The following is a 24,240-nucleotide window of genomic DNA, read 5'->3' as shown; positions in this document are numbered from 1 at the left end:
TTCCTGAATGGAGAAATGCAATGTCTAAACTTCGGCAAATCGCTTTCTACGGTAAAGGCGGTATCGGCAAGTCGACCACCTCGCAGAACACCCTGGCAGCCCTGACTGAACTCGGGCAGAAGATCCTGATCGTCGGCTGCGATCCCAAGGCCGACTCTACCCGCCTGATCCTGCATGCAAAGGCGCAGGACACCATCCTGTCGCTAGCGGCCGAAGCCGGCTCGGTGGAGGACCTCGAACTCGAGGACGTGATGAAGATCGGTTACCGCAACATCCGTTGCGTGGAGTCCGGCGGTCCGGAACCGGGCGTCGGCTGCGCGGGCCGTGGCGTCATCACGTCGATCAACTTCCTCGAAGAAAACGGCGCCTATGATGGCGTGGACTACGTGTCGTACGACGTGCTCGGCGACGTGGTGTGCGGCGGTTTCGCAATGCCGATTCGTGAGAACAAGGCGCAGGAAATATACATTGTGATGTCCGGCGAAATGATGGCCATGTATGCGGCCAACAACATTTCAAAGGGCATTCTGAAGTACGCGAACAGCGGCGGTGTGCGGATCGGCGGGCTCGTGTGCAACGAGCGTCAGACCGACAAGGAACTCGAACTCGCCGAAGCGCTGGCGAAGATGCTCGGTTCGAAGCTGATCCACTTCGTGCCGCGCGATAACATCGTGCAGCACGCCGAGCTGCGCCGCATGACGGTGATCGAGTTCGCGCCCGATTCCAAGCAGGCGGAAGAGTATCGCCAGCTCGCCACCAAGGTGCACAACAACGCGGGCACCGGCACGATCCCGACGCCGATCACGATGGATCAACTGGAAGACCTGTTAATGGAGCACGGAATCATGACGTCCATCGACGAATCGCAAGTCGGCAAGCCTGCAGCGGAACTGACCGCCTAAGCGAGCGCCGCTACGCTCGGCCCGGTGTTCTTCTTCACGCGATGAACCGGGCCGTGCCGGCTAACCGCTGCCAGGCTCGATACTCACCCTATGGAGCATTCCCATGAGCGTCACTGTTGAAGAGCGCAAGGCCGCGAACAAGGCCCTGATCGATGAAGTGCTGAAGGCCTATCCGGAGAAGATGGCCAAACGGCGCGCCAAGCATTTGGGCACCTTCGAGGACGGCAAGCCCGACTGTGGCGTGAAATCAAACATCAAGTCATTGCCGGGCGTGATGACGATTCGCGGTTGCGCGTACGCCGGCTCGAAGGGCGTGGTCTGGGGGCCCATCAAGGACATGATCCACATCAGTCATGGTCCGGTCGGTTGCGGCCAGTACTCGTGGGCCGCGCGTCGCAACTACTACATCGGCACTACCGGTATCGACACCTTCGTGACGATGCAGTTCACGTCGGACTTCCAGGAAAAGGACATCGTCTTCGGCGGCGACAAGAAGCTCGACAAGATCATCGACGAGATTCAGGAACTGTTTCCGCTGAACAAGGGCATCTCGATCCAGAGTGAATGCCCGATCGGCCTGATCGGCGACGACATCGAGGCCGTCTCGAAGAAGAAGAGTGCGCAGTATGAAGGGCACACCATTTTGCCGGTGCGCTGCGAAGGTTTTCGCGGCGTCAGCCAGTCGCTGGGCCACCATCTGGCTAACGATGCGATTAGAGACTGGATATTCGACAAGGCCGATCCGGACAAGCGGCTCGAATTTGTTTCGACGCCTTATGACGTTGCGATCATCGGCGATTACAACATCGGCGGCGATGCCTGGTCGAGCCGGATTCTGCTCGAAGAGATCGGCCTGCGCGTGATCGCGCAATGGTCGGGCGACGGCTCGATCGCCGAGCTCGAGAATACGCCCAAGGCCAAGCTCAATTTGCTGCATTGCTACCGCTCGATGAACTATATCAGCCGGCACATGGAAGAGAAGTACTGCATTCCTTGGGCGGAATACAACTTCTTCGGCCCGTCGATGATCGAGAAGAGCCTGCGCGAGATCGCCAGCCACTTCGACGACAGCATCAAAGCCAACGCGGAGAGGGTGATCGCCAAGTATCGTCCCCTGGTCGATGCGGTGAACGCGAAGTTCAGAGCGCGCCTGCAGGATAAGACCGTGATGCTGTTCGTTGGCGGCCTGCGTCCGCGCCACGTGATCGGCGCCTACGAAGACCTCGGCATGAACGTGGTCGGCACCGGCTACGAATTCGGCCACAACGACGACTATCAGCGCACCACGCACTACGTGAAGGACGGCACACTGATTTACGACGACGTGACCGGCTACGAGTTTGAGAGGTTCGTCGAACAGGTCCAGCCCGATCTGGTCGGCTCCGGCATCAAGGAAAAGTACGTGTTCCAGAAGATGGGCGTGCCGTTTCGCCAGATGCACAGCTGGGACTATTCCGGTCCATATCACGGCTACGATGGCTACGCCATTTTCGCGCGCGACATGGACATGGCCATTTCCAGCCCGGTGTGGGGGCTCGCCAAGGCGCCCTGGAAGAAAAACCCCTAAGCGCCGGCCACCGGACTGATCACCGGCCGGCAGGCCATTGAATTGAATATCAGGAGCATCCCGTGCCCCAATCCGCAGACCAGATTCTCGACCAGGAACTCCTGTTCCGTGAGCCCGAGTACCAGAAAATTTTCCGCGCGAAAAAGGAAAACTTCGAGTTCAACCATTCAGACGAGCAGGTCAAGCAGATCGTCGAGTGGACCAAGAGCGAAGACTACCGGCAAAAGAACTTTGCACGCGACTCGCTCACCATCAACCCGGCCAAGGCCTGCCAGCCGCTCGGCGCAGTGTACGTGGCCAACGGCTTTCACAAGACGCTCAGTTTTGTGCATGGCTCGCAGGGCTGTGTAGCGTTTTACCGCTCGCACTTCTCGCGTCACTTCAAGGAGCCGACCTCGTGCGTCAGCTCGTCGATGACCGAGGACGCGGCGGTGTTCGGCGGCATGAACAACATGATCGACGGCCTCGCAAATGCGTACAACCTATACAAGCCCGACATGATCGCGGTCTCCACGACCTGCATGGCGGAAGTGATCGGCGATGACCTCGACGCGCTTATCAAGAACAGCAAGCAGAAGGGCAGCGTGCCGGAAGACTATGACGTGCCGTTCGCGCACACGCCGGCCTTCGTCGGCAGCCACGTGACCGGCTATGACAACGCGCTCCTCGGCATCCTCAAGCACTTCTGGGACGGCAAGGCCGGCACAGCGACGCCGCTTGAGCGCGTGCCCGACGACAGCGTCAACTTCATCGCCGGCTTCGACGGCTACGTGGTCGGCAACATGAAGGAAATTCGCCGCATCTTCGATCTGTTCGGCGTGACGGTGAACATCATCTGCGACCCATCCGAAACGTGGAATACGCCGACCGACGGCGAGTTCCGGATGTACGAAGGTGGCACGACCAAGGAGGAAGTCGAGCGCTCGTTGAACGCGAAGGCGACCTTCGTGTTCCAGGAATACTGCTGCGAGAAGACCAGCAAGTTCATTGGCGAGCATGGCCAGGAAGTGGTGGTGCTGAACTCGCCGGTTGGCGTCGCGGGCACCGATCAGTTCCTGATGGAAATCTCGCGCGTGACCGGCAAGCCGATTCCGGCGCAACTGGAGAAGGAGCGAGGCCAGCTCGTCGATGCGATGGCCGACAGCCAAGCTCACCTGCACGGCAAGCGCTTTGCGCTCTTCGGCGACCCGGACCAGATGCTGGGCTACACGCAGTTCCTGCTGGAACTCGGCGCCGAGCCGGCTCACGTGCTGGCGACCAACGGCAACGAAACCTGGGCTGCGAAGGTGCAGGCGCTGTTCGACGCGTCGCCCTACGGCGCCGGCTGCAAGGTGTATCCGAAACGCGATCTGTGGCACATGCGCTCACTGCTGTTTACCGAGCCGGTGGATTTCCTGATCGGCAACACCTACGGCAAATATCTCGAGCGCGATACCAAAACGCCGCTGATACGCATGGTGTTCCCGATCTTCGATCGCCACCATTACCATCGCTTCCCGACCTGGGGCTATGAAGGTGGGTTGCGGGTGCTGGTCACGCTGCTGGACGAGTTCTTCGAAGCGCTCGACGCCAACACGATCGACGTGGCGAAGACCGACTACAGCTACGACATCATTCGCTGACGAGGAGAGCGCGGCCATGGCAGACACAGCAGATGCATCGGGCGCGGCAGATGCAGTTCTGGTCAAGATGACGCAGGACGGCCGTAACGTCGAGGTCAACAGCGGCTAGGTTTGCCTGGCCGGTGTGGGCGAGGCCGACCACCTCGTCCCGCTGCTCGAACACCCGAACCGGCAGATGATCGCCCAAGTGCTGCCCGGGGCTCCGCGCATGTGGCCGGCCGGTTGCCATTGACGCACGAGGAGATTGCGATTGCACAGGGTGCGATGTCGGCGGCTCGGTGGCAGTTCGACGCGAGCCCGGCGGGTATCGCGCCGCGGTTACCTCGCGCGGTGTGGGCGAAGATTGCGGCGGAGGATGTCCAGTAGCGGGGCACCGCTGAAAGCGAAATTGCTGCGCTGTGTGTAGCTAGCCTGCGTGACGAACCTCAGCGAGGGAGCGGGGCATGATCTATGTAGTCGCGCAGTCTGACTCAGTGCCGCTGCGTGCCTGGTTTGCCTACGACGACTTTGAGCGCGAGGTGGCGGCGTCCGACCCGTTGAGCCTCGCGGAGATCAATGACGAGGTAACGCCGCGCGAACTGCTCGCGCTGGTCGACGACGTTTCCGATGCGAACGGACGGGCAGAGTACCTGTCGATCTGTGCGGTGGGGCTACGCGAAAGCTCCACGGATGCGCCACGCGCTGACTGCTTACCTGGCGGTTCGCGACCCCTCGGGGCCGGATGCGTTGCTGAAGGCGCGCGCGAATGCGATCGCACGGTTCCTGCTCCATACGGAACGGCAAGGCAGGCAGTGAACGTGTGTTGTGGTTCTCTGTGTCGCGAACCGTCTGTCGCAGACCGTTCAAACCCGCCATTGCGATGCGCGCGAGCGACTGCTTCAGCGCCAATTGGCACGTTTTCAAGGCGTTTCCCGGTGGTATGGAACTTGCCACTAGAGAAACGTCCATCCATCAGGAGCACGTCATGTCTGCTTCGCTCAATGCCCAAATCGCCGAAGTTTTCGACGAGCCGGGTTGCGACAAGAATCAAGGCAAGAGCGAGAAGGAGCGCAAAAGGGGCTGCACGAAGCAGCTTTCGCCGGGTTCGGCCGCAGGCGGGTGCGCGTTCGACGGCGCGAAGATCGCTTTGCAGCCGGTGGTGGACGTCGCACACCTCGTGCACGGGCCAATTGCCTGTGAAGGTAACTCGTGGGACAACCGGCACGCCGCTTCGTCCGGTTCGCAACTCTATCGCACCGGCTTCACCACCGATATCAACGAACTCGACGTGGTGTACGGCGGCGAGAAGCGCCTGTTCAGGAGCGTGCGCGAAATCATCGAGAAATACGATCCGCCCGCAGTGTTCGTCTACCAGACCTGCGTCACTGCGCTGATCGGCGACGACATCGAGGCAGTCTGCAAGCGCGCCACCGAACAATTTGGCAAGCCGGTGATTCCGGTCATTTCCCCCGGTTTCGCCGGGCCGAAGAATCTGGGCAACAAGCTTGGCGGCGAGGCGATCCTCAACTATGTGATCGGCACGCGCGAGCCCGAGTACACGACGCCGTATGACATCAACGTCATTGGCGAATACAACCTGTCGGGCGAACTCTGGCAGACCAAGCCGCTGCTCGACGCGCTGGGCATCCGTATCCTCTCGTGCATCTCCGGCGACGGGCGCTACAACGAGATCGCAAGTTCGCATCGCGCCAAGGTCAACATGATGGTCTGCTCGAAGTCGATGATCAACATCGCGACAAAGATGCAGCGGCGCTACGGCATCCCTTACTTCGAGGGCTCGTTCTATGGGATCGGCGACATGAGCGACACGCTGCGCCATATTGCCAGCCTGCTCGTGCAGCAGGGCGCGCCGGACGATCTGCTCGAGCGGACCGAGCGCCTGATCGCCGCCGAGGAAGCGCGCGCGTGGGAGCGCATCGCGCACTACAAAGCGCGCCTTACCGGCAAGCGGGTGTTGCTCATCACAGGTGGCGTGAAGTCTTGGTCGGTGGTTTCCGCGCTGCAGGAAGCAGGGCTCGAAATCGTCGGCACCAGCGTCAAGAAGAGCACTAAGGAAGACAAGGACAAGATCAAGGAGATCATGGGTGGCGACGCCCACATGATCGACGGTATGACGCCGCGCGAGATGTACGCGATGCTCAGGGACGCGCGGGCCGACATCATGCTGTCGGGTGGCCGCTCACAGTTCGTCGCACTGAAGGCCCGCATACCGTGGCTCGACATCAATCAGGAACGTCACCACCCTTATGGCGGCTACGAAGGGATCGTCGAGCTGGTGCATGAGATCGACCGCGCGATCTACAACCCGGTGTGGCAACAGGTGCGGATCCCTGCTCCGTGGGGCGACGACGGGGGAGCGCTGGGTGTGGTCCAAGCGCAAGCCGCGCGCCCGCTGTCGAGCGCCGCGCACGGGGGAGCGCTCGGTGTGGTCCAAGCGCAAGCCGCGCGCCCGCCGTCGAGTGCCCCGGGGTGGGGGCGATGAGCCTCGAACCCGGTATACCGAACGGACGCCCCCGAACTCGAGAACATGCCATGGCCGATGTCGTCGAATCTGTGAAAGCCTGTGCGGTCAATCCGCTCAAGATGAGCCAGCCGCTGGGCGCGAGCCTCGCGTTCCTTGGGCTCGATGCCTGCATGCCCGTGATGCACGGCTCGCAGGGCTGCACGTCGTTCGGCCTCGTGCTGCTGGTGCGCCACTTCAGGGAGGCGATCCCGCTGCAGACGACAGCCATGGACGAAGTCACCGCGGTGCTCGGCGGCTACGAGAACATCGAGGCCGCGCTGCTCAACATCCGCAAGCGCGCTGCGCCGAAGGTCATCGCGATCTGTTCAACAGGTCTCACCGAGACCGAGGGCGACGACGTGGACGGCTATCTCGTTACCGTGCGCAAGCGCAAGCCCGAACTCAACGACACTGAGATCGTCTATGTGTCGACCCCCGACTATGTCGGCGCATTCGAAGACGGCTACCGGCATGCGATTACCGGCATCGTCAACGCGCTGGTCAAGGCGTTGCCAACGGTGGCCAATCAGGTGACGCTGCTGCCCGGCAGCCATCTGTCGCCTGGCGACATCGACGAACTGCGCGAGATCATCGAAGCGTTCGGCTTCGATGTCATTGTGCTGCCCGACATTTCCGGCTCGCTCGACGGCCATATCGCACCGGACTGGCGCGGCACCACACTGGGCGGTACCACGCTCGCGGAGATCCGGGCCGCGGGTGCATCGGCGTTTACGATCGGCGTGGGCGAGCAGACGCGCGACGGCGCGGAGGCATTGCATGCTATCGCCGGCACACCGTTCGAAGTGTTCGGGCGGCTCACCGGACTGGAACCCAACGATCGTCTGCTGCAATTGCTCGCGCAGCGCTCCGGACGACCCGTTCCCGCGAAATACCGGCATCAGCGCAGCCAATTGCTCGATGCGATGCTAGACGGCCATTTCTACACTGGAGGCATCAAGGTCGCGATCGGCGCAGAGCCCGATCTGCTGTTCGCGGTCGGCAGCATGCTGCACGAGATGGGCGCGCAGTTGCACTGCTGCATCAGCACGACGCGATCGCCCGCGCACGCGTTGCTGCCCGCTGATCAGGTCGTGATCGGCGATCTCGAAGACATGGAGCGCGCCGCGGCGGACTGCGACCTGCTGATCACCCATTCGCACGGCAGGCAGATGGCCGAGCACCTGCAAAAGCCGCTCTTCCGGATCGGTTTTCCGGTCTTTGACCGGGTTGGAAACGCACATCGACGCTACGTCGGCTACCGCGGCACGATGAACCTGATCTTTGAGATCGCCAACCTGATGATCGAGCAGATTCCGCATCACGATCCGGGCGACTGGCCGCTGCCGCAGGCCGCTATCGATCTGGCCGCGCGCGATCCGGCGCGGGAAGCGAACATTCCTGTCGTCGCGGCCGGTGCTTGACCCACCTAAAGGAGCACACAGCATGAAGATCGCGTTCGCCACCCAGGACAGTCAGTTCGTCGATGCGCATTTTGGCTGGGCGAGGAGCATCGTCACCTACAACGTCACACCGGACGGTTACCAGTTCGTCGAGGCGTTCGACTTTGGTGGCAAGCTCGAAGAGGACGGCGACGAGGACAAGCTCGCGCCCAAGCTCGAAGCCGTCAAGGATTGCGCGATCCTGTACGTCGCCGCAATCGGCGGCTCGGCCGCGGCGCGAGTGGTTGCGCTGAAGATTCACCCGATCAAGGTGCCGCGGCCCGAGTCCATCGGGGAGATTCTCGGCAAGTTGCAACAGGTGCTGAAGGGCACGCCGCCGCCGTGGCTGCGCAAGGCGCTGGCGAAGGATGGCGAACGTGTATACGACTTTGAAGACGATGAGGTATCCCATGACTGAATCATCCTCAATTCCGTCCAAGGCCAGCGACGAAATGCTGCTGGTCGCACCGTTCGTGCAGCAGCTCGTCAGGCAGTTGCGCGCGCAGGACACCCACGGCGTGTGGGACGGAAAGACCGACCTGCAACTGCTCAAGCCGTACATCCACACGCCGGAGGAACGCCGCGCGATTCCGATCATGGGCGACCCCGACCCCGAAACGCTGTGGCGGCTCGAGCTTTTCTATAGCGCGATTGCGGTGGCGATCGAGCGTGAGACCGGCCAAATGGTTTCGCCGATGATGAAGATGAGCCACGAGGGCTTCGGCCGCATGGTTTTGCTCGCGGGGCGGCTCGTTGTCGTCAACAAGCAGTTGCGGGACGTACACCGGTTCGGCTTCGCTTCGCTGGAGAAGCTCGCCGAGGCGGGCGCAAAGCTTCTCGACGAAGCGGTCGAGGTGATCCGGACGTACCCCGCCGTCGCACAGTACGGCGCCTGAAGGAATCGTGAGGGGACCGAGACGATGAGCACCGATGCCGATGAACTCAAGGCGCACCTGAAGAAACTCAACGCGCAAGCGACCCAGGCGAAGTTGGACCTGCACGACCTCTCAGAGGAACTCCCGACCAACTGGGAGAACATTCTCGCTGTCGCCCAGCGCTGCCATGACGCCCACGCCGCGCTGATGGCAGCCCGCAAGGCTGCCGCTGCGGCAGCGGCCTGAACCAGCGAAGCCACGGAGCCACATCATGAGCGCTACCTTCAGCGTTACGCTGCCGAGCGGCGCCACCTGGACGCCGACCTTCGTCAACCGGCTCGACGAAGAAAAATGCATCGGTTGCGGACGCTGTTTCCGTGTCTGTCCGCGTGGCGTGCTGCAACTCGTCGGGCTTGACGAGGACGGCGCGCACATCGCGCTGGACGGCGACGGCGACGGCGAAGACGACGAGTACGAGAAGAAGGTGATGACTATCGTGCATCGGGAACTGTGCGTCGGCTGCACCGCGTGCGCGAAGATCTGCCCGAAGAAGTGCTACACGCACGCGGCGGCCGTTCTCTGAGCGATGACGTGATGAACGCCTATACAGCCCTGATGGCGTACGCGGTGGATGCGGGTGATCCCACCGTGCTGGCACTGGCCGGCGTGCTGTCGAGCGGGTTCGAGCACCACGGCGTCGATGTGCTGCCGATGCGCGGACTGGACGCCGACCAGACGCGCGCGATGCTCGCGCGCTGGTTCCCGGGTGCCGGGCCGGCGCTCGGTCTTAGGTGTGCGTTGTCGCCCGCCACGATGCCGCGTGACGACGAACTCGAAGATCTGGTGGCGTTGCTCAATCACTATGCCGATCCGCGCGCCGGCCCGGCAGACGAGGCGAACTGCGTCGCCCATGCCTTGGCCTGTGCGAGCCTCGGACAAAACCACCTTTGGCAAGACCTGCTTCTGCCGTCGCGGCGCGTGCTGTCCGCGTTGATTAGCCACTGGTTTCCGCGGCTGGCCGCGAAGAATACGCATGACATGAAGTGGAAGAAGTTCTTCTACAAGCAACTGTGCGAGCGCGAGGGCCTGTTCCGCTGCAAGGCGCCGAGTTGTGGCGTCTGTTCGGACCATGCGCTTTGCTTTGGAGCGGAGTAGGCAAAAATGCCCGGCTCGGGCCCCTGTTGAGCAGGTGCGTCGCCGGTCCGCTTTGCCAGGCTTCTTCGGTAGATTCACAGTGAGAAGGCGCGGGACTTGCGTAAGCATGCTCATCGTTATGGATTCAGGCATTCAACCGAGAAAATCGAACCACAAACCTTACACATCTATGGATTCGTTCCGACCTGCTGCGTCCCCGGGGCCCCGCCCTCGCTGTACACCGTGCACCCGGGCTTGCCGTCTGTCGCTGCAATGCCCCGTTGCGGAGTCGCAGCAGCAAGGGCCGCGCGCCCGGGCATTGCCGCCCGCCTGCGTGCCCGCGCTGCTGCAACCGCCGCACCCGTTACTCGCGATCTGCGACGAAGCGCGGTTGCGCGATCTGACGCTGTACCATTTGCAGCGGCTCAGGCTTATGCCGCTGTTTGCACGCGTCGGTCACCGCTTCGATTGTGTCGCGTCGCGGGTGGCCAACTTCGTGGTCGAGCCCTGCGGCGTGCTGCTGTATTGCGGCGAGCGGCATGCGCATCTGCAGGCGGACTCCGGGCCGCCGTTGCTGCTTGACGAAGAGGGCCGAGAACCATGGCTGGTTCAACTTTGGCACGCGTTCGACGACGTCGGTTTCCCGCCCGCGCTGCGCGCCGACTTCCGGGGCGGGGCGGAGGCGCTGTCCGAGCATCGGCTGGCGCCGCACGCTCGTCATGCCGGCCGGACGCGCTACACATACGACACGGTGCGTAGCTGGTTTCTTACCCCGGCAGCGGGCGAACGGCTTGCGGGCCATGCCACGAGGCGCTCGCCATGAGACCCATGCCGCCTGCCGTTGCCGTAACGGTGCGATCGGAAGAGCAGCCCGTCATGAATCAGAACCGTGGCACATGCCTTCCCGACAGCAGTGCGAGCCTGTCGCTGGAGCGCGCGCGGGCACATGTCGCGAGCCTGCAGCACGAGTTGTTCGCGGTTGAGCAGGCGCTGCTCGACGACCGCGCATTGACGCGCGCATTGAGCGGGCGTCGATGGGTTTATGTGGGCGGGCAGCCAAGCATCAACGCCGTGCTGCGTGCGCTGGTGGATGCGGCGGGAGGCGAGTTCGTTCATCACACCGGGACCATCGACGACGATGGCCGTGCCGAAGGCTTCGAGGCTTTGCTGTCAGGCGCCTACCGGGTGCTGTGCCCATTGGATCTGATCGACCCGGACTCGCTGGTCGCGCTGCGGCGGTTGTGCGCGCGTCACCGCACGCCGTGGTCCGCCTTGCGTTCGTCGAGCGTGACGAGCTTCATTGCGGGCGTGTTGCGGGCTCAGCCTGCCCAGCCGCGCGGCGTGGTCGCAGCGTCGCGCTGCTGCCTGAGGCACGGCTGACGTCGTCATAACTTTAAATGCCGCGAGATGTGGGCAAAACTTGCCTTTGACGTGGTCTTTCCACAAGAGGGCCTGCCATGTCGGATTCCGCATAACGCTACGGCCTTTTCCTCAACGTCGAGAACCCCGACGGCGACGCGCGCGATGCGCTGACGCAAGCGGTGCGTAACGCGCCGGCCGCCCGAAGTTCGGCTACCACGAGGTGTGGCTCGCCGAGCATAACTACAGGTCGTACGCGAACAGCAGCGCGCTGGCGCTGCTGTTCGCCCACATCGCGGCTCGTTTCCGTTGCCATATCGGGCTGCGGGGATATTGTCGGCGCATGAGTCGCGTGCGCGGATGCACGAAGCGTTCGCATTGATACGACATGGTGTTTTCCCACTCATTCGTACTGGCCATAGCAGATTAAGACATGAGGCGTCGACGTAACAGCGCCACTGACAGGAAGAACGGCAACACCGTGCAAATGCAGAGAGCGCCAATATGCAGGGCAACATAGCTCACCGGGCGTCCGAGCATCGGGGGACGGATAAGGTCGACGGAATGTGCCAGCGGTAAGAAGCGCGCTACGTCACAAAAAACGGCAGGTAGCTTACTGATCGGGAAGATCACGCCGCTCAGGAGCACCATGGGCGTGAGAACGAGCGTTTGATAGAACACGAAGTAATCGTGACTGGGTGCAAGCGCCGCGAGGATCATCGCCAGACTCGCGAAGGCGAGGCCAGTCAGGGCGATGGCAGGCGATGCGTAGAGAATGGATGACCACGCTGCATAACCCAGCACGGTGGCTACCACCATGACGGCAATGCCGGCAAAAAAAGCCCTGGTGGCGGCCCATGCCAGTTCACCGAGAACGATATCGCCGAGCGTGAGCTGTGTACAGAGGATCGCTTCCCACATGCGCTGAACATGCATGCGAGAGAAAGCTGCGTAAATCGTTTCGAAGGTCGCGGCGGTCATTGCGCTCGTCGCGACCATACCCGCCGCGAGAAACGCGATATAAGATGCGCCATCGACGCGACCTACCATTATCCCGAAACCAAAGCCGAGGCCGAACAGATAAATCATAGGATCGGCAAGGTTACCGAGAATCGAGGCAAACGCGACTTTTTTCCATGCCAGATAGTTGTGGCGCCACACTGCAACCCAGTTCCACAGGTTTGCGGGCAGGGCCGCTGCATAAAACTCTCTCATCGTTCACTCCTTCATCCCGCGCCCGGTTAGCTGCAAAAAGACATCCTCGAGATTTGCTGGACGCTGTAAAAGGCGCAGCGCCGTGCGCCCGCGCAACTGTATGCACACCCGTTCCGGATCGGACACATAGCAGAAGAGGGTCTCACCACTGACCTCGATACGCTGCGCGTGCGGCGCGATCAACGTGCGCAGCTCATGCGGATTGCCGCCGTGGATCTCGATCACGTGGCTCCCGATCTGTTCTGCGATCAGCGCGCGAGGCCCGCCTTCGGCGATCTTTCGACCCTCCGCCAGCACACACAGTCGGTCGCACAACCGCTCGGCCTCTTCCATGAAATGGGTGGTCAAGAGGATCGTGGTGCCGCGCGCCAGCAGGGAACGCAGCCGTTCCCAGATCAGGTGGCGAGCATGCGGATCGAGACCCGTTGTTGGCTCGTCCATGACCAACAACTGTGGATCGTTGATCAGCGCGCGAGCCAGCATTAGCCGCCGCTTCATGCCGCCGGATAGCTCGGTGACGCGCGCATTGACCTTGCTTTCGAGGCGGGCGAATTCGAGCAGCGATGGCACGACCGCTTCAATTTCACGTGTGCTCATGCCAAAGTAGCGGCCAAACACCAGAAGGTTCTCGCGCACGGTGAACCCGGGCTCGAGGTTGTCGAATTGCGGCACTACGCCAATGCGCATACGTGCCGAGCGAGCGCGAGCCGGCACTGGCTCCCCGAGCACGATGATCTTGCCTGCGTCGGGCGGCGCCATGCCGAGAACCATACGCACCGTCGTGCTCTTGCCCGCGCCATTTGGCCCTAGCAGGCCGAAGCACTCTCCAGGCGCGACGCTGAACGATAATCCGTCGACTACGATCTTGTTGCCATATGACTTCCTCACGCTAGCGAAGCTGATTGCTGCCTTGGACATGGGGATAAGAAGGAAAATTACGCGCTCGTCTTGGAGAAAAAGAAGCCGTTCTGCTGCCGCGGCCCGATTGAAAACGCCCTGTCCGATAGAAGATCCTTACCTGCTGCGGAATAGTTACTCACAATGGAGTACTAGGACTCCGGTGAATGCACTCGCGTTGGGAAGGCGCCAATTGAGCCATTGCGTGAGACGATCGCACTCAAGCGGGCCGCTGCCGATGGTGCGCGGTTCTGGGTTGGCGCAAGGGTCGAGGTCCTATATGTACGATTAACTAATTGCCATCGAATGCTTCGTCAGACGTTGCTAACGTTGAGGACTCACACGCGTGATCCGGTCGACGGTGCGGAGTCGCAACTCTTGACGCTGAAGTCACGTTCGGCTTCGTAACCGGATCCGGAGTATCGGGCTGTTTTTCTCGAACGTTCGATACGTTGCCTGAAGAGCCACGGGACAGCCAATCGCTATTGCTCAATGTGCACAGCGCATAGGCTTTCAGCGGGAGCAAGAGAAAGAGGTTAATGGGTGTGTGAAGAGAAAAGCCAAGAAATCGAATCTGGCGAGCGCGAACCGATGCCACGCTACAGCGGATCATCGTCAATGATGCGATTATCAGGGCAGTCCACCACGGCACTGTCGCTGTCAATGCGAGCTGCGCGAGCGCCGCTAGAAGCGATAAGGCGAGAAATAGCGAGCCCACATTCAGTCCGATCACGTCCAGCGTAAGGTAGCGATCGAGACAGGGCAGCAGGCGCAGCGAAAGCAACGTGTCCCGATAAGTACTGCGCGCCCAGCGCAGTTGTTGGCGCAGATACGCCCCCAGTCTGTCCGGAACGACTGTCGCCGCAATGGCGTCCGGAACGTACTCGGTCCGATAACCTGCGGTCAGCATGAGAATCGTGAGATGGCGGTCCTCGCCGAAGTCGCTCGGTTTCCCGCGAAAAAACTGCGTCTCGTACTGGTCTAATAGCAAAAGAAGCACGGACCGTCGGTACATGGTACACGGACCGCAGCAACACATAACAGCGCCGAAGCGAGCCTGTGCCGCGCGTTCTTCGTTGCAAGCCAACCAGTACTCCATATCGATCAGGCGGGTCAGCCAAGTGTCGCTCCGGTTGCTGGCCGTCAACTGCCCCATGGCGGCGCCTATCGTCGTGTCTCGCATTGTCAATACGAGCTTCTTGACGACATCGGGCGCCAGCGTCGTGTCCGAGTCGACGTTGAGTACCAGTTCCCCGGATGAAGAGCGTATCGCGGCGATCTGTGCCTTGCGCTTTCCCATATTTTGGGGAAGCGTAATGAAGTTGAATCTCGGGTCGCGTGTGTACGCATCGTATACCGGCCTCACAGCGTCGAGATTCGCAGAACCATCATCAACCACATAGACCCGCAGTTTTCCGGCGTAGTCCTGGTTTGCAATGGACTCCAGGCACGCCGAGAGTGTGCGCGGTTGCTCGTTAAAGCACGGCACGATGACGTCCACGTCCGGCAGAAAGTTGGAGTCGGCGGCATTGGGCGACTTCGGCGGACCACTCGTGGGTAGACCATGGAGGGCCTGTGCGCTTTTGTAAACAGTCGAGAGTAGTGCATACAACAAAACCGGGGCAGTGCTGATTGTGGCAATGGCATTCATAGATGTCGGTTTGGCCAGTGTGGTTGGGGTAGCGAGCTGATTACAAATCCGCAGTCATGCAGTTCTGGAATCAGGCGGGAAAGCGCCATGAGGGTCTGGTCGCGCAGCCCAGCATGACAGCACCGTCCTGACTCGCCGGGAGGACATCCGTCGTGCAAGAGCACAATTGCGCCAGGCCGGACAGAGGCCAGCACTGCGCTGACAATCGCATCGACGCCGGGGCGAGACCAGTCACGCGGGTCGACCGACCAGTCAAGAGCCGCCAGCCCCGCCTTTGCCGTTTCAACGACCACTTCGTCCGTCCATATTCCGTAAGGGGCACGCATATGCCGAACTGTGGCCTGGGGACACGCCATCCGGATGATCCTGTTCGCGTCCAATATTTCGCGTCGTACTTCATCAGGTTCGCATCTGGACAAATCCGGATGAGTCATCGTGTGATTGGCAATCTCGTGTCCCTCGGCGATCATTCGCTGGATCAGCTTCGGCTGGTCCTCTACGTACGCACCGATGACGCAGAACGTTGCTGGCACCCGATGTTCTGCCAGCACATCGAGGACGTCCGGTGTGCAAAGTGGATTAGGGCCGTCGTCAAACGTCAAGTAGACGTCGCGGCGTCCGGCGCGATCGTGGCACTCGTCGCGCGCCTCGGATACGCAATCGAGGACCTTCACAGATCTGGCCCGTTTCGCTCAATTATCGAGCCAGTAGGCGGCTCCACGGTCGATCGTCCCATCCGGAAGGCCGCGACGGGCACGGTTTCGGTAAGCTTAGGTGGCGTGTCGAGAGATACATCCGAAAGTGTGGGCATCATGGAGACATACCTAAATCTGTCGTACTACTTAGGTTTATAAATATGAAGTTCGATCAATCAACTGCGATTTCCATTTCCGCGACGACGGGTTTCACTGTGCAACACAACACTTGATTTGTAAAATCGATTGTGTTGATACCTTTCATCTATAACGTGGATACGTTGAGAAATGCGTTTTACAGTAAGTGGATGAAATGGATGATAGATCTTGCCCAACCCAAATGATCGTTGGGCGCGTGTGCAGTTCGCGATGACCGTCCCGACGGTGTCGGACAGAATCGCGCAGATGGTAGCCAAACGATATCTGAAACCAATCGCGGAGCCAGTGTTTCAGTAGGACGTCTAAGGATATCGTCCTGTCCGGTCGGCGCATCAAGCACTTTCGGCTGCACGGCAGCGATGCTGGCGTTACGCTTGGGTGCTCGATCTCGACATCGAAGGTTCTTGACCATGTTGATCACGAACTCATGATGGAAGCGGTGCGGCAGCATGCTCGTTGCACATGGGTGGATCTGTACGTGGAACGCTGGTTGAAGGCGCCAATGATGAGGGGGCAGGAAATGGTGTCGCGGACGCAGGGCACGCCGCAAGGTGGTGTCGTCAGCCCGGTACTGTTTAATCTCTATATGCATTATGCCTTTGATACCTCGATGGCGAGGCACTTTCCGGATACGTCCTTCGTGCGGTAGGCCGACGATGGATTGGTCCACTGTAAAAGCGAAGCCGAAGCCAGACGGTTGCATGCGGCAATCGGTGCGCGTCTCAAGGCCTGTGGCCCGGAATTGCGTCCTGAGAAGCCGAGGATCGTGTACTGCCGGAATGGGAATCGCAAGAAGGACTATCCCAACACGAGCCTTAACTTTCTCGGATACACCTTCCGCGGTCGGCTGGCCAAAAGCAAGCGCGGCATTTACTTCGACAGCTTCAGTCCTGCGCTCAGTAGCAAGGCCGCGAAACGCATCCGCGAGCAAATGCGGGTGTGGGGTATCGGCCGCTGGACGGATGCTGCGTTCGAAGATATTGCACAGCGGGTCAATACCACCTTGCGAGGATGGTGGAACTACTACGCGGCGTTCTATATGAGCGTGTTCAAGCGTGTGATAGGCCACCTCAACCACATTCTGGCGACATGGGCGGTGCGGAAGTACCGCCGTTTCAAGCGAAGTCGCGCTAGGGCCCGGATATGGCTCAGGCGATTGGTGGAACCTGCCCCGGGCGTCCTGTACCACTGGAAGCTGGGGGTATTGCCATCGGCTGGATGACAAGAGCCGTATGAACCGAGAGGTTCACGTACGTGATCTGTGAGGGCCCGGCGGGGAAGTTCCGCCGGGCTACTCGACACTTCGCCAAGGAGTCGATGTGAAGTACGCGTTCATCGAGCGCTATCGACGCCACTGGCCGGTCTCGGTGCTATGCGAAGTGCTGGGAGTCAGTCCCAGCGGATATCATCAGCGCCGGCAACGCACTGCACAGGCCAAGCCGCCCCGGGGCCGCGTGAGTAACGACGCACTGCTCGCAAACCTCAAGGCGATTCACACGCAGACCAAGGGAGAGTACGGCTGGCCTCGCATGTGGAAGGAACTGCTCACGCAAGGCGTGCGCGTGGGCAAAGAGCTGGTTCGCAAGCGGACGGCGCAGCATGGCATTCGAGCCCGCCACAAGCGCAAGTAAATTGCGACGACGAACTCGAACCATCAATGGCGTGGTTCCGGCGCCGTCCTGACGCCGGCGCAATCATGCATAGCGACCGGGGTAGCTATTACGTGATCATCGCCGCAGCAGGACATGATACGGTTTCGTCGTCCATATCGGTCGCGATGTGGGCGTTGAACCGCTTCCCTGAGCTACTGCCGCGACTACAGGCCGATCGTTCGCTGATTCCACAGTTTATTGACGAAACCCTTCGCTACGCATCGCCGATGCGTCATTTCATGCGTACAGCGACTGCCGACACCAACGTCCGAGGTCGGACAATCCGAAAGGGCGATTGGCTGATGCTCTGCTATGGCTCGGGAAATCGTGACGAGCAAGTCTTCCCTGAGCCGTTCGTATTCAATATCGACCGCAAACCGAACCGGCATCTCGCTTTCGGCGTCGGCGCCCACGTGTGCCTGGGTCAGCATCTCGCGAACATGGAAATGCGCATCTTGTTTGAGGAACTGGTTCCGAGGTTGCGGCTAATCGAGCCGGCGGGCGAGAATGAATTTACAGCATCAATTTTCGTTAGCCATCCAAAGCATCTTCCAGTTCGTTGCGTGTCGCAGTGACCGCCTAGATGCTATGTGGGAGGGCAGCGAGAGGAAGCCCGACTGGAGTAAAACGGGACTTGCAGACTCGTTTTCTCCGAAGGAGCACGCAAATGGATGCGCCTGACACAGCCCTCCGTGGGCAGAATACGACGGCAGGTGGCCGCCTGTACATGGCTTTTGAACTGGGCGAGAAGAACTGGAAACTCTCACTGGGTAATGGCCAGCGCGCGCCCAGCCGCTGTACGGTCGCCGCCGGTGATACCAGGGCGGTTCTCACCGCCATCGCCAACGCCAGGGTGCGTTGCCATCTCGGCGCCGACGCACCCGTTTACAGCTGTTATGAAGCAGGCCGCGACGGCTTCTGGCTGCACCGCTGGCTGACTGAACAGGGCATCGTCAATCTCGTGGTGGATTCGGCCAGCATCGAGGTGAACCGCCGTGCGCGGCGCGCCAAGACAGACCGGCTTGACAGCGACAAGCTGCTGTCGATGCTCATGCGCTATTACGCGGGCGAGCGGCGGGTATGGGCGGTGGCACGCATCCCCACGCCTGAGCAGGAAGATGACCGCCGCCTGCACCGCGAACTCGAACGCCTGCGGAAAGAGCGTACCGCGCACACCAACCGGATCCGTTCCCTGCTGGTACTGCACAACCTTCGGGTCAGGTCTGTCGGCGGTCGCATCTGGGCCCACTGGTGGACCCGTCAGCGCGAGCTGCTGGCGCCCGGTCTGCGCGACGAGATTGAGCGCGAATGTGAGCGGCTCGCGCTGGTGCGCCAGCAGATCCGCCTGCTCGAAGTGCAGCAGGACCGGCAGGTGCGTAGCGGCGCACATCCCGCCATGGGGCTGCTCGCACAGCTTGCTGGCATCGGTTCAGGCAGCGCGTGGACCCTGGTCAGGGAACTGTTCGGCTGGCGGCAGTTTCGCAACCGTCGCGAACTGGCCGGCTGTCTGGGCCTGACGCCCACGCCGTACGCCAGCGGCACCAGCGAGGTTGAACTCGGTATCAGCAAGGCGGGCAACCGGCGATGTCGCTGGCTGATGGTCGAGCTCGCCTGGAGCTGGCTGCGCCTGCAGCCCGGCAGCCAGCTCAGCCACTGGTTCAACGAGCGCTTTGCCGGTACCGGCAAGCGGATGCGGCGCATCGGTATCGTCGCGCTCGCACGCCGTCTGGCGATCGCCCTGTGGCGTTATCTCGAGTACGGCGAGATCCCCGTCGGCGCGACACTCAAGCCGCGCGACGTCAACACCGTGAGGGCATGAATGATTGAATGACATCGGATGCAGCAACAGGATGTAAAGGTCAACGCGCCCGAAACACGCTCGGGCTACCCACTGCGGGTGGCCGTTTCCCTAGATGGGGTGCGTCGGTAACAGGGTAGCTCCAGCGCTCCGCGCATGCGGCATAAGGTGACCGGCCTGTCAGGTCGGCACGGATAGAAGGTCGACCCGGCACTGACCGGTCAACAGATACCCTGACCTGAATGACATTGACATGCCAGGCTGCAACAAGGTTTACGTGATGAGCGTCGGTACTGTCCTTTACGCAGCGGTCTCTACTGCCAGCTTGCGTCTGGTCATGGTAAGTGACCGCGCAGGCTGGCGGTAGAGACCGGACAAGGAGAAGGATTACTTCGCACAACAGAATGTTTATCGTGAACCGGGCTTGACTTTCAGCTCCCCATAGAAGAGCGTGTTAGGAACTTTGAGCGCGACCTGGTATTCTGGAGGTATGAAAAAGGCAGACCGCAAAGGGTATCCGACTGATGTGTCGGACGAAGAATGGAATTTCGCGGCACCGTATCTGACGTTGATGGACGTCGAGGCGCCCCAGCGGAAATACGAGCTGCGCGACATGTTTGACCCGTTGCGCTGGATGGCTCGTGCCGGCGCGCCGTGGAGGATGCTGCCCAATGATTTTCCACCGTGGGAACTGCCGGCCAGGATACACGGGTAAAGAGCCAGCGCAGGCAGCACTGGACGAAGACATTGAACTGCAGGTGATCAAACTCGAGGAGACGAAAAAGGTCTTTGTACTGTTGCCCCGGCGATGGGTGGTCGGGTGCAGCTTTGGCTGGCTCAACCGCTTCCGCCGTCTCGCACGTGACTATGAGCGGCTACCCGAAACTCTCGCCGGGCTTCATTTCGTCGTCTTCGCAATGCTCATGCTCGTCCACGCCGTGCCAGTACTTCAAAGTTCCGAAGACGCTCCAACGTGAAACAACCCGCGAAGTGTGATTGCGACAGGATGGACTTGAGTCAACTCGCGGACATCAGATATGAAGTCGCCCCTTGCAGAACTATTGATCGCTCTGTCAATTGCCATTCACATCATATAAGGCCATGCCGAATTGATGGTGCAACTCCACACGATGGTGCAACTCCACACGTGTCGCTGAAGTCAATAGCGCGCCGAACCTGAGGGCAGCTGTCTCTCTAATGGTCGACCTGACGAAGCTGCGCATGCGTGGAGTGGGAGCACACCGGACGCATGATGCGATTTGCTCCAGCGTATCAACCAGCTCTTTCTACTTTACTCGCCGTACACCATTTCCGACTTTAGCTGTGCGCCAGCGGTGTTGATCAAACGGAAAGATGAAGTAGTCGCGCATGGTGAGCGGTTCGGGCTGGTCGCGGAGGCCAACTTCCGGCACTCATCCTTTTTTTGGCCAGTAACTCGTGCGAAAAATAGTGTCCCAGATGGTCGTAAAGAACCCATAGTTTCGGTGCCGGTGATGCAGTTCCAATCGCCTTCGTCGTTGGCAACGTTACGTTCTCGCCGCCGCAACCCGTCTGCGCCTGCGGCATCGCCATCACTCGCGGGCCGCACCGTCGCCACCTGCGGGTGGTATGCGAGCGTCATGATCGTATAGAGCAGCGAGCCGCCGAAAGTCGGCCGCGTGGCCGACAGTGCGCGCGAGGCCGGGTCAATGGTCAACTCAGTGCAGTCGGCGGGGAGGCCGCTCAAGAGCGTCGTTGCGACAGATCCGGCGAGATCCTGGCCGATTGAGGTTGCACCGAGCAGCAGAATCTCGGGGCGGTAATTGTTGACCAGGTCGGTCAGCCCTTTCGTGAACGGTTCGTTGCGATAGCCGAGCGACACAGGGTCGTGAATCACCTACGCTTTGTCCGCGCCGAAACTGAACGCCTCACTGGCAAACTGCTCAAGCGGCTCGTCGGTACCGCCGAGCACGGCCACAGCGACACGACTGCCGAGTTTGTCGGCGGGCTTGCGCGCCTCAGCGAGCAGCTCCCACGACACGCTATGCACGTGGCCGCGGTCGTGCTCGAGAAAGACCCAGACACCCTGGTAGGCTTTCAGATGTTCGGGCAGATCGAGGTTGCGGCCGGCGGCCCGTTTGACCGGCGCGGCCGGCTTCTTTTCCGAGGCAGCGGGCGAGTTCATGAGGCCCTCTTCATCAACAGGTCCGCCTCCAATGTCGGATGGCGAGCGAGTATCTTGTGCACGAGTTTCAGCGACACGTCGCGCAGGCTGGACGCGTCCAATTCGAGCATCTCGGCCTTTTCGTCGCGCGGCGTCGGCGCGAACACTTTGCTGACCACGGTAGGTGAACCTTTCAGCCCGATCTTGCTCACGTCCTCAATGCCGTCCTGCTCGCGATTCCATTTGCGCACCGGGAAACCTGCCGCGTGGATCATCGCGGGCAGTGTCGCGAAGCGCAGCTCGTTCTTATTCTCGAGCATCGTCACGAGGCAGGGCAGTGCGGTTTTCAATACTTGCACACCGCCTTCGGCGCGGCGCTCGACTACGATCGTGCGCGCGTCGAGGTCAGTCTCGACGATCCGGGATACATACGTGAGCAACTGGACGCCCAATCGCCTCACGATGCCGGGGCCGACCTGGGCAGTGTCGCCATCGATGGTCTGCTTGCCGGCGAAGATGATGTCCACTGCCCGTGCATTTGCAATCCCCCATGCCTGAATCGGCGTACCGGCCACCGAGAAATGCTCTCTCGACAGGAGACCCCGTTTGTCGGCCAGGCCCATGACTTCAGTAAGAGCGCTTCCACGACTTCATGCTCCAGCAACCGGTCGCGTTTCTTCGAGAACACCGAGTGGTCCCACGCGTCGTCCTCGATCGCCAGTCCGACGAACCAGCGGAACAGCAGGTGTAGCGCATCTGTTCCATCAGCATGCGTTCGCTACGCACCGAGTAGAACACCTGCAGCAGCAACGGCCGCAGCAGCTTTTCGGGTGCAATCGAAGCCCGGTCGGTGTCGGCATAGATGACGTTAAACAGCCCGTTGAGCCGTTTCGACGCGTCATTCACCAGCAGCCGGACCGGTCGCAGCGGGTGATCCGCCAGGTCGAAATCCTCCAGCTTGACCGTCGTAAACAGGGGTTCCTGCATCTCATCCGTTCCGCGCATTGCATCCACTGCCAAAGTTAATGAACGCGATATCCATAACGGCTGTCCCTCAAACCCCGCTTACACGGGACGTTGTGCCAAGCGAGCATCTACAGTCGGAGCACAATTTGCGGGATGTTGACCGGCACAATGTCGGGTTATGGCGGTGCATCGTCCGATTGTTCGTGTCGCGAATGTCCCGTTCCGGACAATGCGGCCGCGCTGAAGGTGGCTCGATCGGTTCCATCCGCTAGTGGACAGAATGTCGCAAATGTTCGCCTGATGAACACTCGCGATAATTAGTTAAACAAAGGAATTTGGACATGAAACGTGGAACGCGTGACCTTTGTTGTAACAGCGACGCATAGGGCGTGCTTGTCGGGTTCGGGGGCCGACGCACGACAACAGAACTTATCGGATATCGCGGGACTCCGCATTAGCGGAGCTCGAGTGAGTGGCATGGATCTCGCTATTGCGTATTGCGCCGCCACTGTTGGTTGCGGGGAGATATCATGCAAGACTGCGCGAACGCCAGCACGCCGCCCTCGACTGCCTATATCGGCGTCCGGCAGACACTGCCCTTGGTGTCGACCGTAGACGCACCTGTCCGGGGCGGCGGCTGTGATTCATACGGCGGCACAGGCAAATCGAGCTGCGGCTCGTCCGACGCGCCCGAGAGCATGTCGGCAGAAGTATGGGAAAAGATCAGTAATCACCCATGTTATTGGGAAGAAGCGCATCGCCATTATGCGCGCATGCACGTAGCGGTGGCACCCGCCTGCAACATCCAATGCAACTACTGCAGCCGCAAGTATGACTGTTCGAACGAGTCGCAGCCAGGCGTCGTGTCGGAGAAGCGGGCGCGGGAGCAGCCGTGAAAAAGGTGACGACCGTCGCGGCCCGGATTCCGCAGTTGACCGTGCTCGGCATTGCCGGTCCCGGGGACTCGCTTGCCAATCCGAAGAAAACGTTCGACACGTTCAAAAACAGCATTGTTTGCGTGACAATCACCATCAACATGGTCGATCCCGTCGTCGGCGAAAAGATCTATCCGTGGATTTTCTGGGACCACCGACGAATCACGGGCAAGGAGGCCGCGTGCTTCCTTCACGCGCGGCAAATGGAGGGGCTGGAGATGCTGACTACGCATGGTGTACTGACGAAGATCAACTCGGTGTTGATCCCGGGCATCAACGACGAACTCCTGATCGAGGTAAATCGCGAGGTAAAGAGGCGAGGCGCGTTCCTGCACAACATCATGCCGATGATCTCAGACCCAGAGCATGGCACGTATTTCGGCCTGCACGGCCAGCGCGGCCCCACTGCGCGCGAGCTGAAGGCCGTGCATGACGCCTGCAAGGGCGGCGCGAACTTGATGCGCCATTGCCGGCAGTGCCGTGCGGATGGTCGCCCGCTCCCGATCAGCAACGACGGTACATACACCGGTAAGGCGATGGGTGAGCTGCTCTTGAGCAAAGGCGACGTGGGCTACGTCACCGGAATCGACACGTTCCTGCAGTGGTTCTACATCTATGCGGTTCACTTTGTCGAACGCGATCATCGCGTCGGCATGCGCGCGAAGGAACTATGTACGCTCGACCACCGTCCGCAAGACGTGCCCGCGCGGTTGGGTGAGCGCGCGCCA

At 60.8% G+C, this 24,240-nt stretch carries 19 protein-coding genes and 7 pseudogenes; 20 read left to right on the top strand and 6 right to left on the bottom strand.

The window, feature by feature from the left end:
- Positions 1–20 precede the first annotated feature (20 nt).
- The 13 genes and pseudogenes from nifH to B0G69_RS38180 all read left to right on the top strand — a co-directional run bounded on the left by nifH (position 21) and on the right by B0G69_RS38180 (position 11,422).
- Positions 21–902, top strand: a complete 882-nt coding sequence (nifH, locus tag B0G69_RS38245; RefSeq protein WP_121325251.1) for a nitrogenase iron protein — start codon at positions 21–23, stop codon at positions 900–902.
- Between the two features lie 103 nt (positions 903–1,005).
- On the top strand, positions 1,006–2,469 hold the full coding sequence (nifD, locus tag B0G69_RS38240) for a nitrogenase molybdenum-iron protein alpha chain (protein WP_121325250.1): 1,464 nt from the start codon (positions 1,006–1,008) through the stop codon (positions 2,467–2,469).
- A gap of 62 nt (positions 2,470–2,531) precedes the next feature.
- Complete coding sequence (nifK, locus tag B0G69_RS38235) at positions 2,532–4,091, top strand: nitrogenase molybdenum-iron protein subunit beta (RefSeq protein ID WP_121325249.1); 1,560 nt, start codon at positions 2,532–2,534, stop codon at positions 4,089–4,091.
- Between the two features lie 16 nt (positions 4,092–4,107).
- Positions 4,108–4,457, top strand: a pseudogene (locus B0G69_RS38230) (hypothetical protein).
- 598 nt (positions 4,458–5,055) lie between these two features.
- Complete coding sequence (gene nifE / locus B0G69_RS38220; RefSeq protein WP_241991724.1) at positions 5,056–6,573, top strand: nitrogenase iron-molybdenum cofactor biosynthesis protein NifE; 1,518 nt, start codon at positions 5,056–5,058, stop codon at positions 6,571–6,573.
- Between the two features lie 50 nt (positions 6,574–6,623).
- A complete protein-coding gene (gene nifN, locus B0G69_RS38215; RefSeq protein WP_121325248.1) occupies positions 6,624–8,015 on the top strand; it encodes a nitrogenase iron-molybdenum cofactor biosynthesis protein NifN in 1,392 nt (463 codons plus the stop codon).
- A gap of 22 nt (positions 8,016–8,037) precedes the next feature.
- Positions 8,038–8,451 carry a nitrogen fixation protein NifX gene (nifX, locus tag B0G69_RS38210; RefSeq protein ID WP_121325247.1) on the top strand — a complete coding sequence of 138 codons (414 nt, stop codon included), beginning with the start codon at positions 8,038–8,040 and terminating at the stop codon, positions 8,449–8,451.
- On the top strand, positions 8,444–8,929 hold the full coding sequence (locus tag B0G69_RS38205) for a NifX-associated nitrogen fixation protein (RefSeq protein WP_121325246.1): 486 nt from the start codon (positions 8,444–8,446) through the stop codon (positions 8,927–8,929). The genes nifX and B0G69_RS38205 overlap by 8 nt, the downstream gene beginning before the upstream one ends.
- Before the next feature lie 24 nt (positions 8,930–8,953).
- Positions 8,954–9,154 (top strand): CCE_0567 family metalloprotein, encoded by a 201-nt coding sequence (locus B0G69_RS38200; RefSeq protein ID WP_121325245.1) that lies wholly within the window; start codon positions 8,954–8,956, stop codon positions 9,152–9,154.
- A gap of 25 nt (positions 9,155–9,179) precedes the next feature.
- Positions 9,180–9,491, top strand: a complete 312-nt coding sequence (gene fdxB / locus B0G69_RS38195) for a ferredoxin III, nif-specific (protein ID WP_121325244.1) — start codon at positions 9,180–9,182, stop codon at positions 9,489–9,491.
- An 11-nt stretch (positions 9,492–9,502) separates the two neighbouring features.
- Positions 9,503–10,063, top strand: coding sequence for a nitrogen fixation protein NifQ (locus B0G69_RS38190; RefSeq protein ID WP_121325243.1), 561 nt, complete (start codon positions 9,503–9,505; stop codon positions 10,061–10,063).
- A 298-nt stretch (positions 10,064–10,361) separates the two neighbouring features.
- Positions 10,362–10,865 carry a hypothetical protein gene (locus B0G69_RS38185; RefSeq protein WP_347232544.1) on the top strand — a complete coding sequence of 168 codons (504 nt, stop codon included), beginning with the start codon at positions 10,362–10,364 and terminating at the stop codon, positions 10,863–10,865.
- Positions 10,866–10,918: 53 nt separating this feature from the next.
- Positions 10,919–11,422, top strand: coding sequence for a DUF2325 domain-containing protein (locus B0G69_RS38180; RefSeq protein WP_241991723.1), 504 nt, complete (start codon positions 10,919–10,921; stop codon positions 11,420–11,422).
- 405 nt (positions 11,423–11,827) lie between these two features.
- Here the strand turns inward: B0G69_RS38180 and B0G69_RS38170 are convergent, their stop codons facing one another.
- From B0G69_RS38170 to nodB, 4 genes are all read right to left on the bottom strand, one after another.
- Positions 11,828–12,616 carry an ABC transporter permease gene (locus B0G69_RS38170; protein WP_071336793.1) on the bottom strand — a complete coding sequence of 263 codons (789 nt, stop codon included), beginning with the start codon at positions 12,614–12,616 and terminating at the stop codon, positions 11,828–11,830.
- 3 nt (positions 12,617–12,619) lie between these two features.
- On the bottom strand, positions 12,620–13,534 hold the full coding sequence (gene nodI / locus B0G69_RS38165) for a nodulation factor ABC transporter ATP-binding protein NodI (RefSeq protein WP_071336792.1): 915 nt from the start codon (positions 13,532–13,534) through the stop codon (positions 12,620–12,622).
- Between the two features lie 271 nt (positions 13,535–13,805).
- A complete protein-coding gene (gene nodC, locus B0G69_RS38160) occupies positions 13,806–15,164 on the bottom strand; it encodes a chitooligosaccharide synthase NodC (protein WP_121325241.1) in 1,359 nt (452 codons plus the stop codon).
- Positions 15,161–15,838 (bottom strand): chitooligosaccharide deacetylase NodB, encoded by a 678-nt coding sequence (gene nodB / locus B0G69_RS38155; protein ID WP_121325240.1) that lies wholly within the window; start codon positions 15,836–15,838, stop codon positions 15,161–15,163. Before nodB ends, nodC begins: the two co-directional genes overlap by 4 nt.
- A 490-nt stretch (positions 15,839–16,328) precedes the next feature.
- On the opposite strand from nodB, the gene B0G69_RS38145 reads away from it, so the two are divergent.
- The 5 genes and pseudogenes from B0G69_RS38145 (at position 16,329) to B0G69_RS38125 (ending at position 20,445) form a co-directional block, all read left to right on the top strand.
- Positions 16,329–16,667, top strand: a complete 339-nt coding sequence (locus tag B0G69_RS38145) for a reverse transcriptase domain-containing protein (RefSeq protein WP_199731521.1) — start codon at positions 16,329–16,331, stop codon at positions 16,665–16,667.
- Between the two features lie 48 nt (positions 16,668–16,715).
- Positions 16,716–17,240, top strand: coding sequence for a group II intron maturase-specific domain-containing protein (locus B0G69_RS38140; protein WP_158609058.1), 525 nt, complete (start codon positions 16,716–16,718; stop codon positions 17,238–17,240).
- Between the two features lie 79 nt (positions 17,241–17,319).
- Positions 17,320–18,245, top strand: a pseudogene (locus B0G69_RS42575) (cytochrome P450); the annotation flags it as partial.
- Between the two features lie 92 nt (positions 18,246–18,337).
- Complete coding sequence (locus B0G69_RS38130; RefSeq protein ID WP_121325236.1) at positions 18,338–19,489, top strand: IS110 family transposase; 1,152 nt, start codon at positions 18,338–18,340, stop codon at positions 19,487–19,489.
- A gap of 469 nt (positions 19,490–19,958) precedes the next feature.
- Positions 19,959–20,445, top strand: a pseudogene (locus tag B0G69_RS38125) (transposase).
- A gap of 556 nt (positions 20,446–21,001) precedes the next feature.
- On the opposite strand, the pseudogene B0G69_RS38115 reads toward B0G69_RS38125, so the two are convergent.
- Together B0G69_RS38115 and B0G69_RS42570 are read right to left on the bottom strand one after the other, a co-directional pair.
- Positions 21,002–21,632, bottom strand: a pseudogene (locus B0G69_RS38115) (electron transfer flavoprotein subunit alpha); the annotation flags it as partial.
- Positions 21,629–22,616, bottom strand: a pseudogene (locus B0G69_RS42570) (transposase). The pseudogenes B0G69_RS38115 and B0G69_RS42570, both read right to left, overlap by 4 nt.
- Positions 22,617–23,107: 491 nt before the next feature.
- Here B0G69_RS42570 and B0G69_RS38105 point away from each other — a divergent pair.
- Both B0G69_RS38105 and B0G69_RS42565 read left to right on the top strand, forming a co-directional pair.
- Positions 23,108–24,000, top strand: a pseudogene (locus B0G69_RS38105) (nitrogenase cofactor biosynthesis protein NifB); the annotation flags it as partial.
- Between the two features lie 3 nt (positions 24,001–24,003).
- A pseudogene (locus B0G69_RS42565) lies at positions 24,004–24,237 on the top strand (nitrogen fixation protein NifZ); the annotation flags it as partial.
- Positions 24,238–24,240: the final 3 nt, after the last annotated feature.

Source organism: Paraburkholderia sp. RAU2J, assembly GCF_003634845.1.
In the GTDB taxonomy this organism is placed as follows: domain Bacteria; phylum Pseudomonadota; class Gammaproteobacteria; order Burkholderiales; family Burkholderiaceae; genus Paraburkholderia; species Paraburkholderia fynbosensis.
Note: the sequence above shows the minus strand (reverse complement) of the source record. Positions and strands in the feature narration are given on the sequence as shown.

Excerpts from the sequence above, each read along its gene's own strand:
- nifH (WP_121325251.1), top strand. The coding sequence starts at position 21 with ATGTCTAAACTTCGGCAAATCGCTTTCTACGGTAAAGGCGGTATCGGC.
- nifD (WP_121325250.1), top strand. The coding sequence starts at position 1,006 with ATGAGCGTCACTGTTGAAGAGCGCAAGGCCGCGAACAAGGCCCTGATC.
- nifE (WP_241991724.1), top strand. The coding sequence starts at position 5,056 with ATGTCTGCTTCGCTCAATGCCCAAATCGCCGAAGTTTTCGACGAGCCG.
- nifN (WP_121325248.1), top strand. The coding sequence starts at position 6,624 with ATGGCCGATGTCGTCGAATCTGTGAAAGCCTGTGCGGTCAATCCGCTC.
- nifX (WP_121325247.1), top strand. The coding sequence starts at position 8,038 with ATGAAGATCGCGTTCGCCACCCAGGACAGTCAGTTCGTCGATGCGCAT.
- B0G69_RS38205 (WP_121325246.1), top strand. The coding sequence starts at position 8,444 with ATGACTGAATCATCCTCAATTCCGTCCAAGGCCAGCGACGAAATGCTG.
- B0G69_RS38200 (WP_121325245.1), top strand. The coding sequence starts at position 8,954 with ATGAGCACCGATGCCGATGAACTCAAGGCGCACCTGAAGAAACTCAAC.
- fdxB (WP_121325244.1), top strand. The coding sequence starts at position 9,180 with ATGAGCGCTACCTTCAGCGTTACGCTGCCGAGCGGCGCCACCTGGACG.
- B0G69_RS38190 (WP_121325243.1), top strand. The coding sequence starts at position 9,503 with ATGAACGCCTATACAGCCCTGATGGCGTACGCGGTGGATGCGGGTGAT.
- B0G69_RS38180 (WP_241991723.1), top strand. The coding sequence starts at position 10,919 with ATGAATCAGAACCGTGGCACATGCCTTCCCGACAGCAGTGCGAGCCTG.
- B0G69_RS38170 (WP_071336793.1), bottom strand. The coding sequence starts at position 12,616 with ATGAGAGAGTTTTATGCAGCGGCCCTGCCCGCAAACCTGTGGAACTGG.
- nodI (WP_071336792.1), bottom strand. The coding sequence starts at position 13,534 with ATGTCCAAGGCAGCAATCAGCTTCGCTAGCGTGAGGAAGTCATATGGC.
- nodC (WP_121325241.1), bottom strand. The coding sequence starts at position 15,164 with ATGAATGCCATTGCCACAATCAGCACTGCCCCGGTTTTGTTGTATGCA.
- B0G69_RS38130 (WP_121325236.1), top strand. The coding sequence starts at position 18,338 with ATGGATGCGCCTGACACAGCCCTCCGTGGGCAGAATACGACGGCAGGT.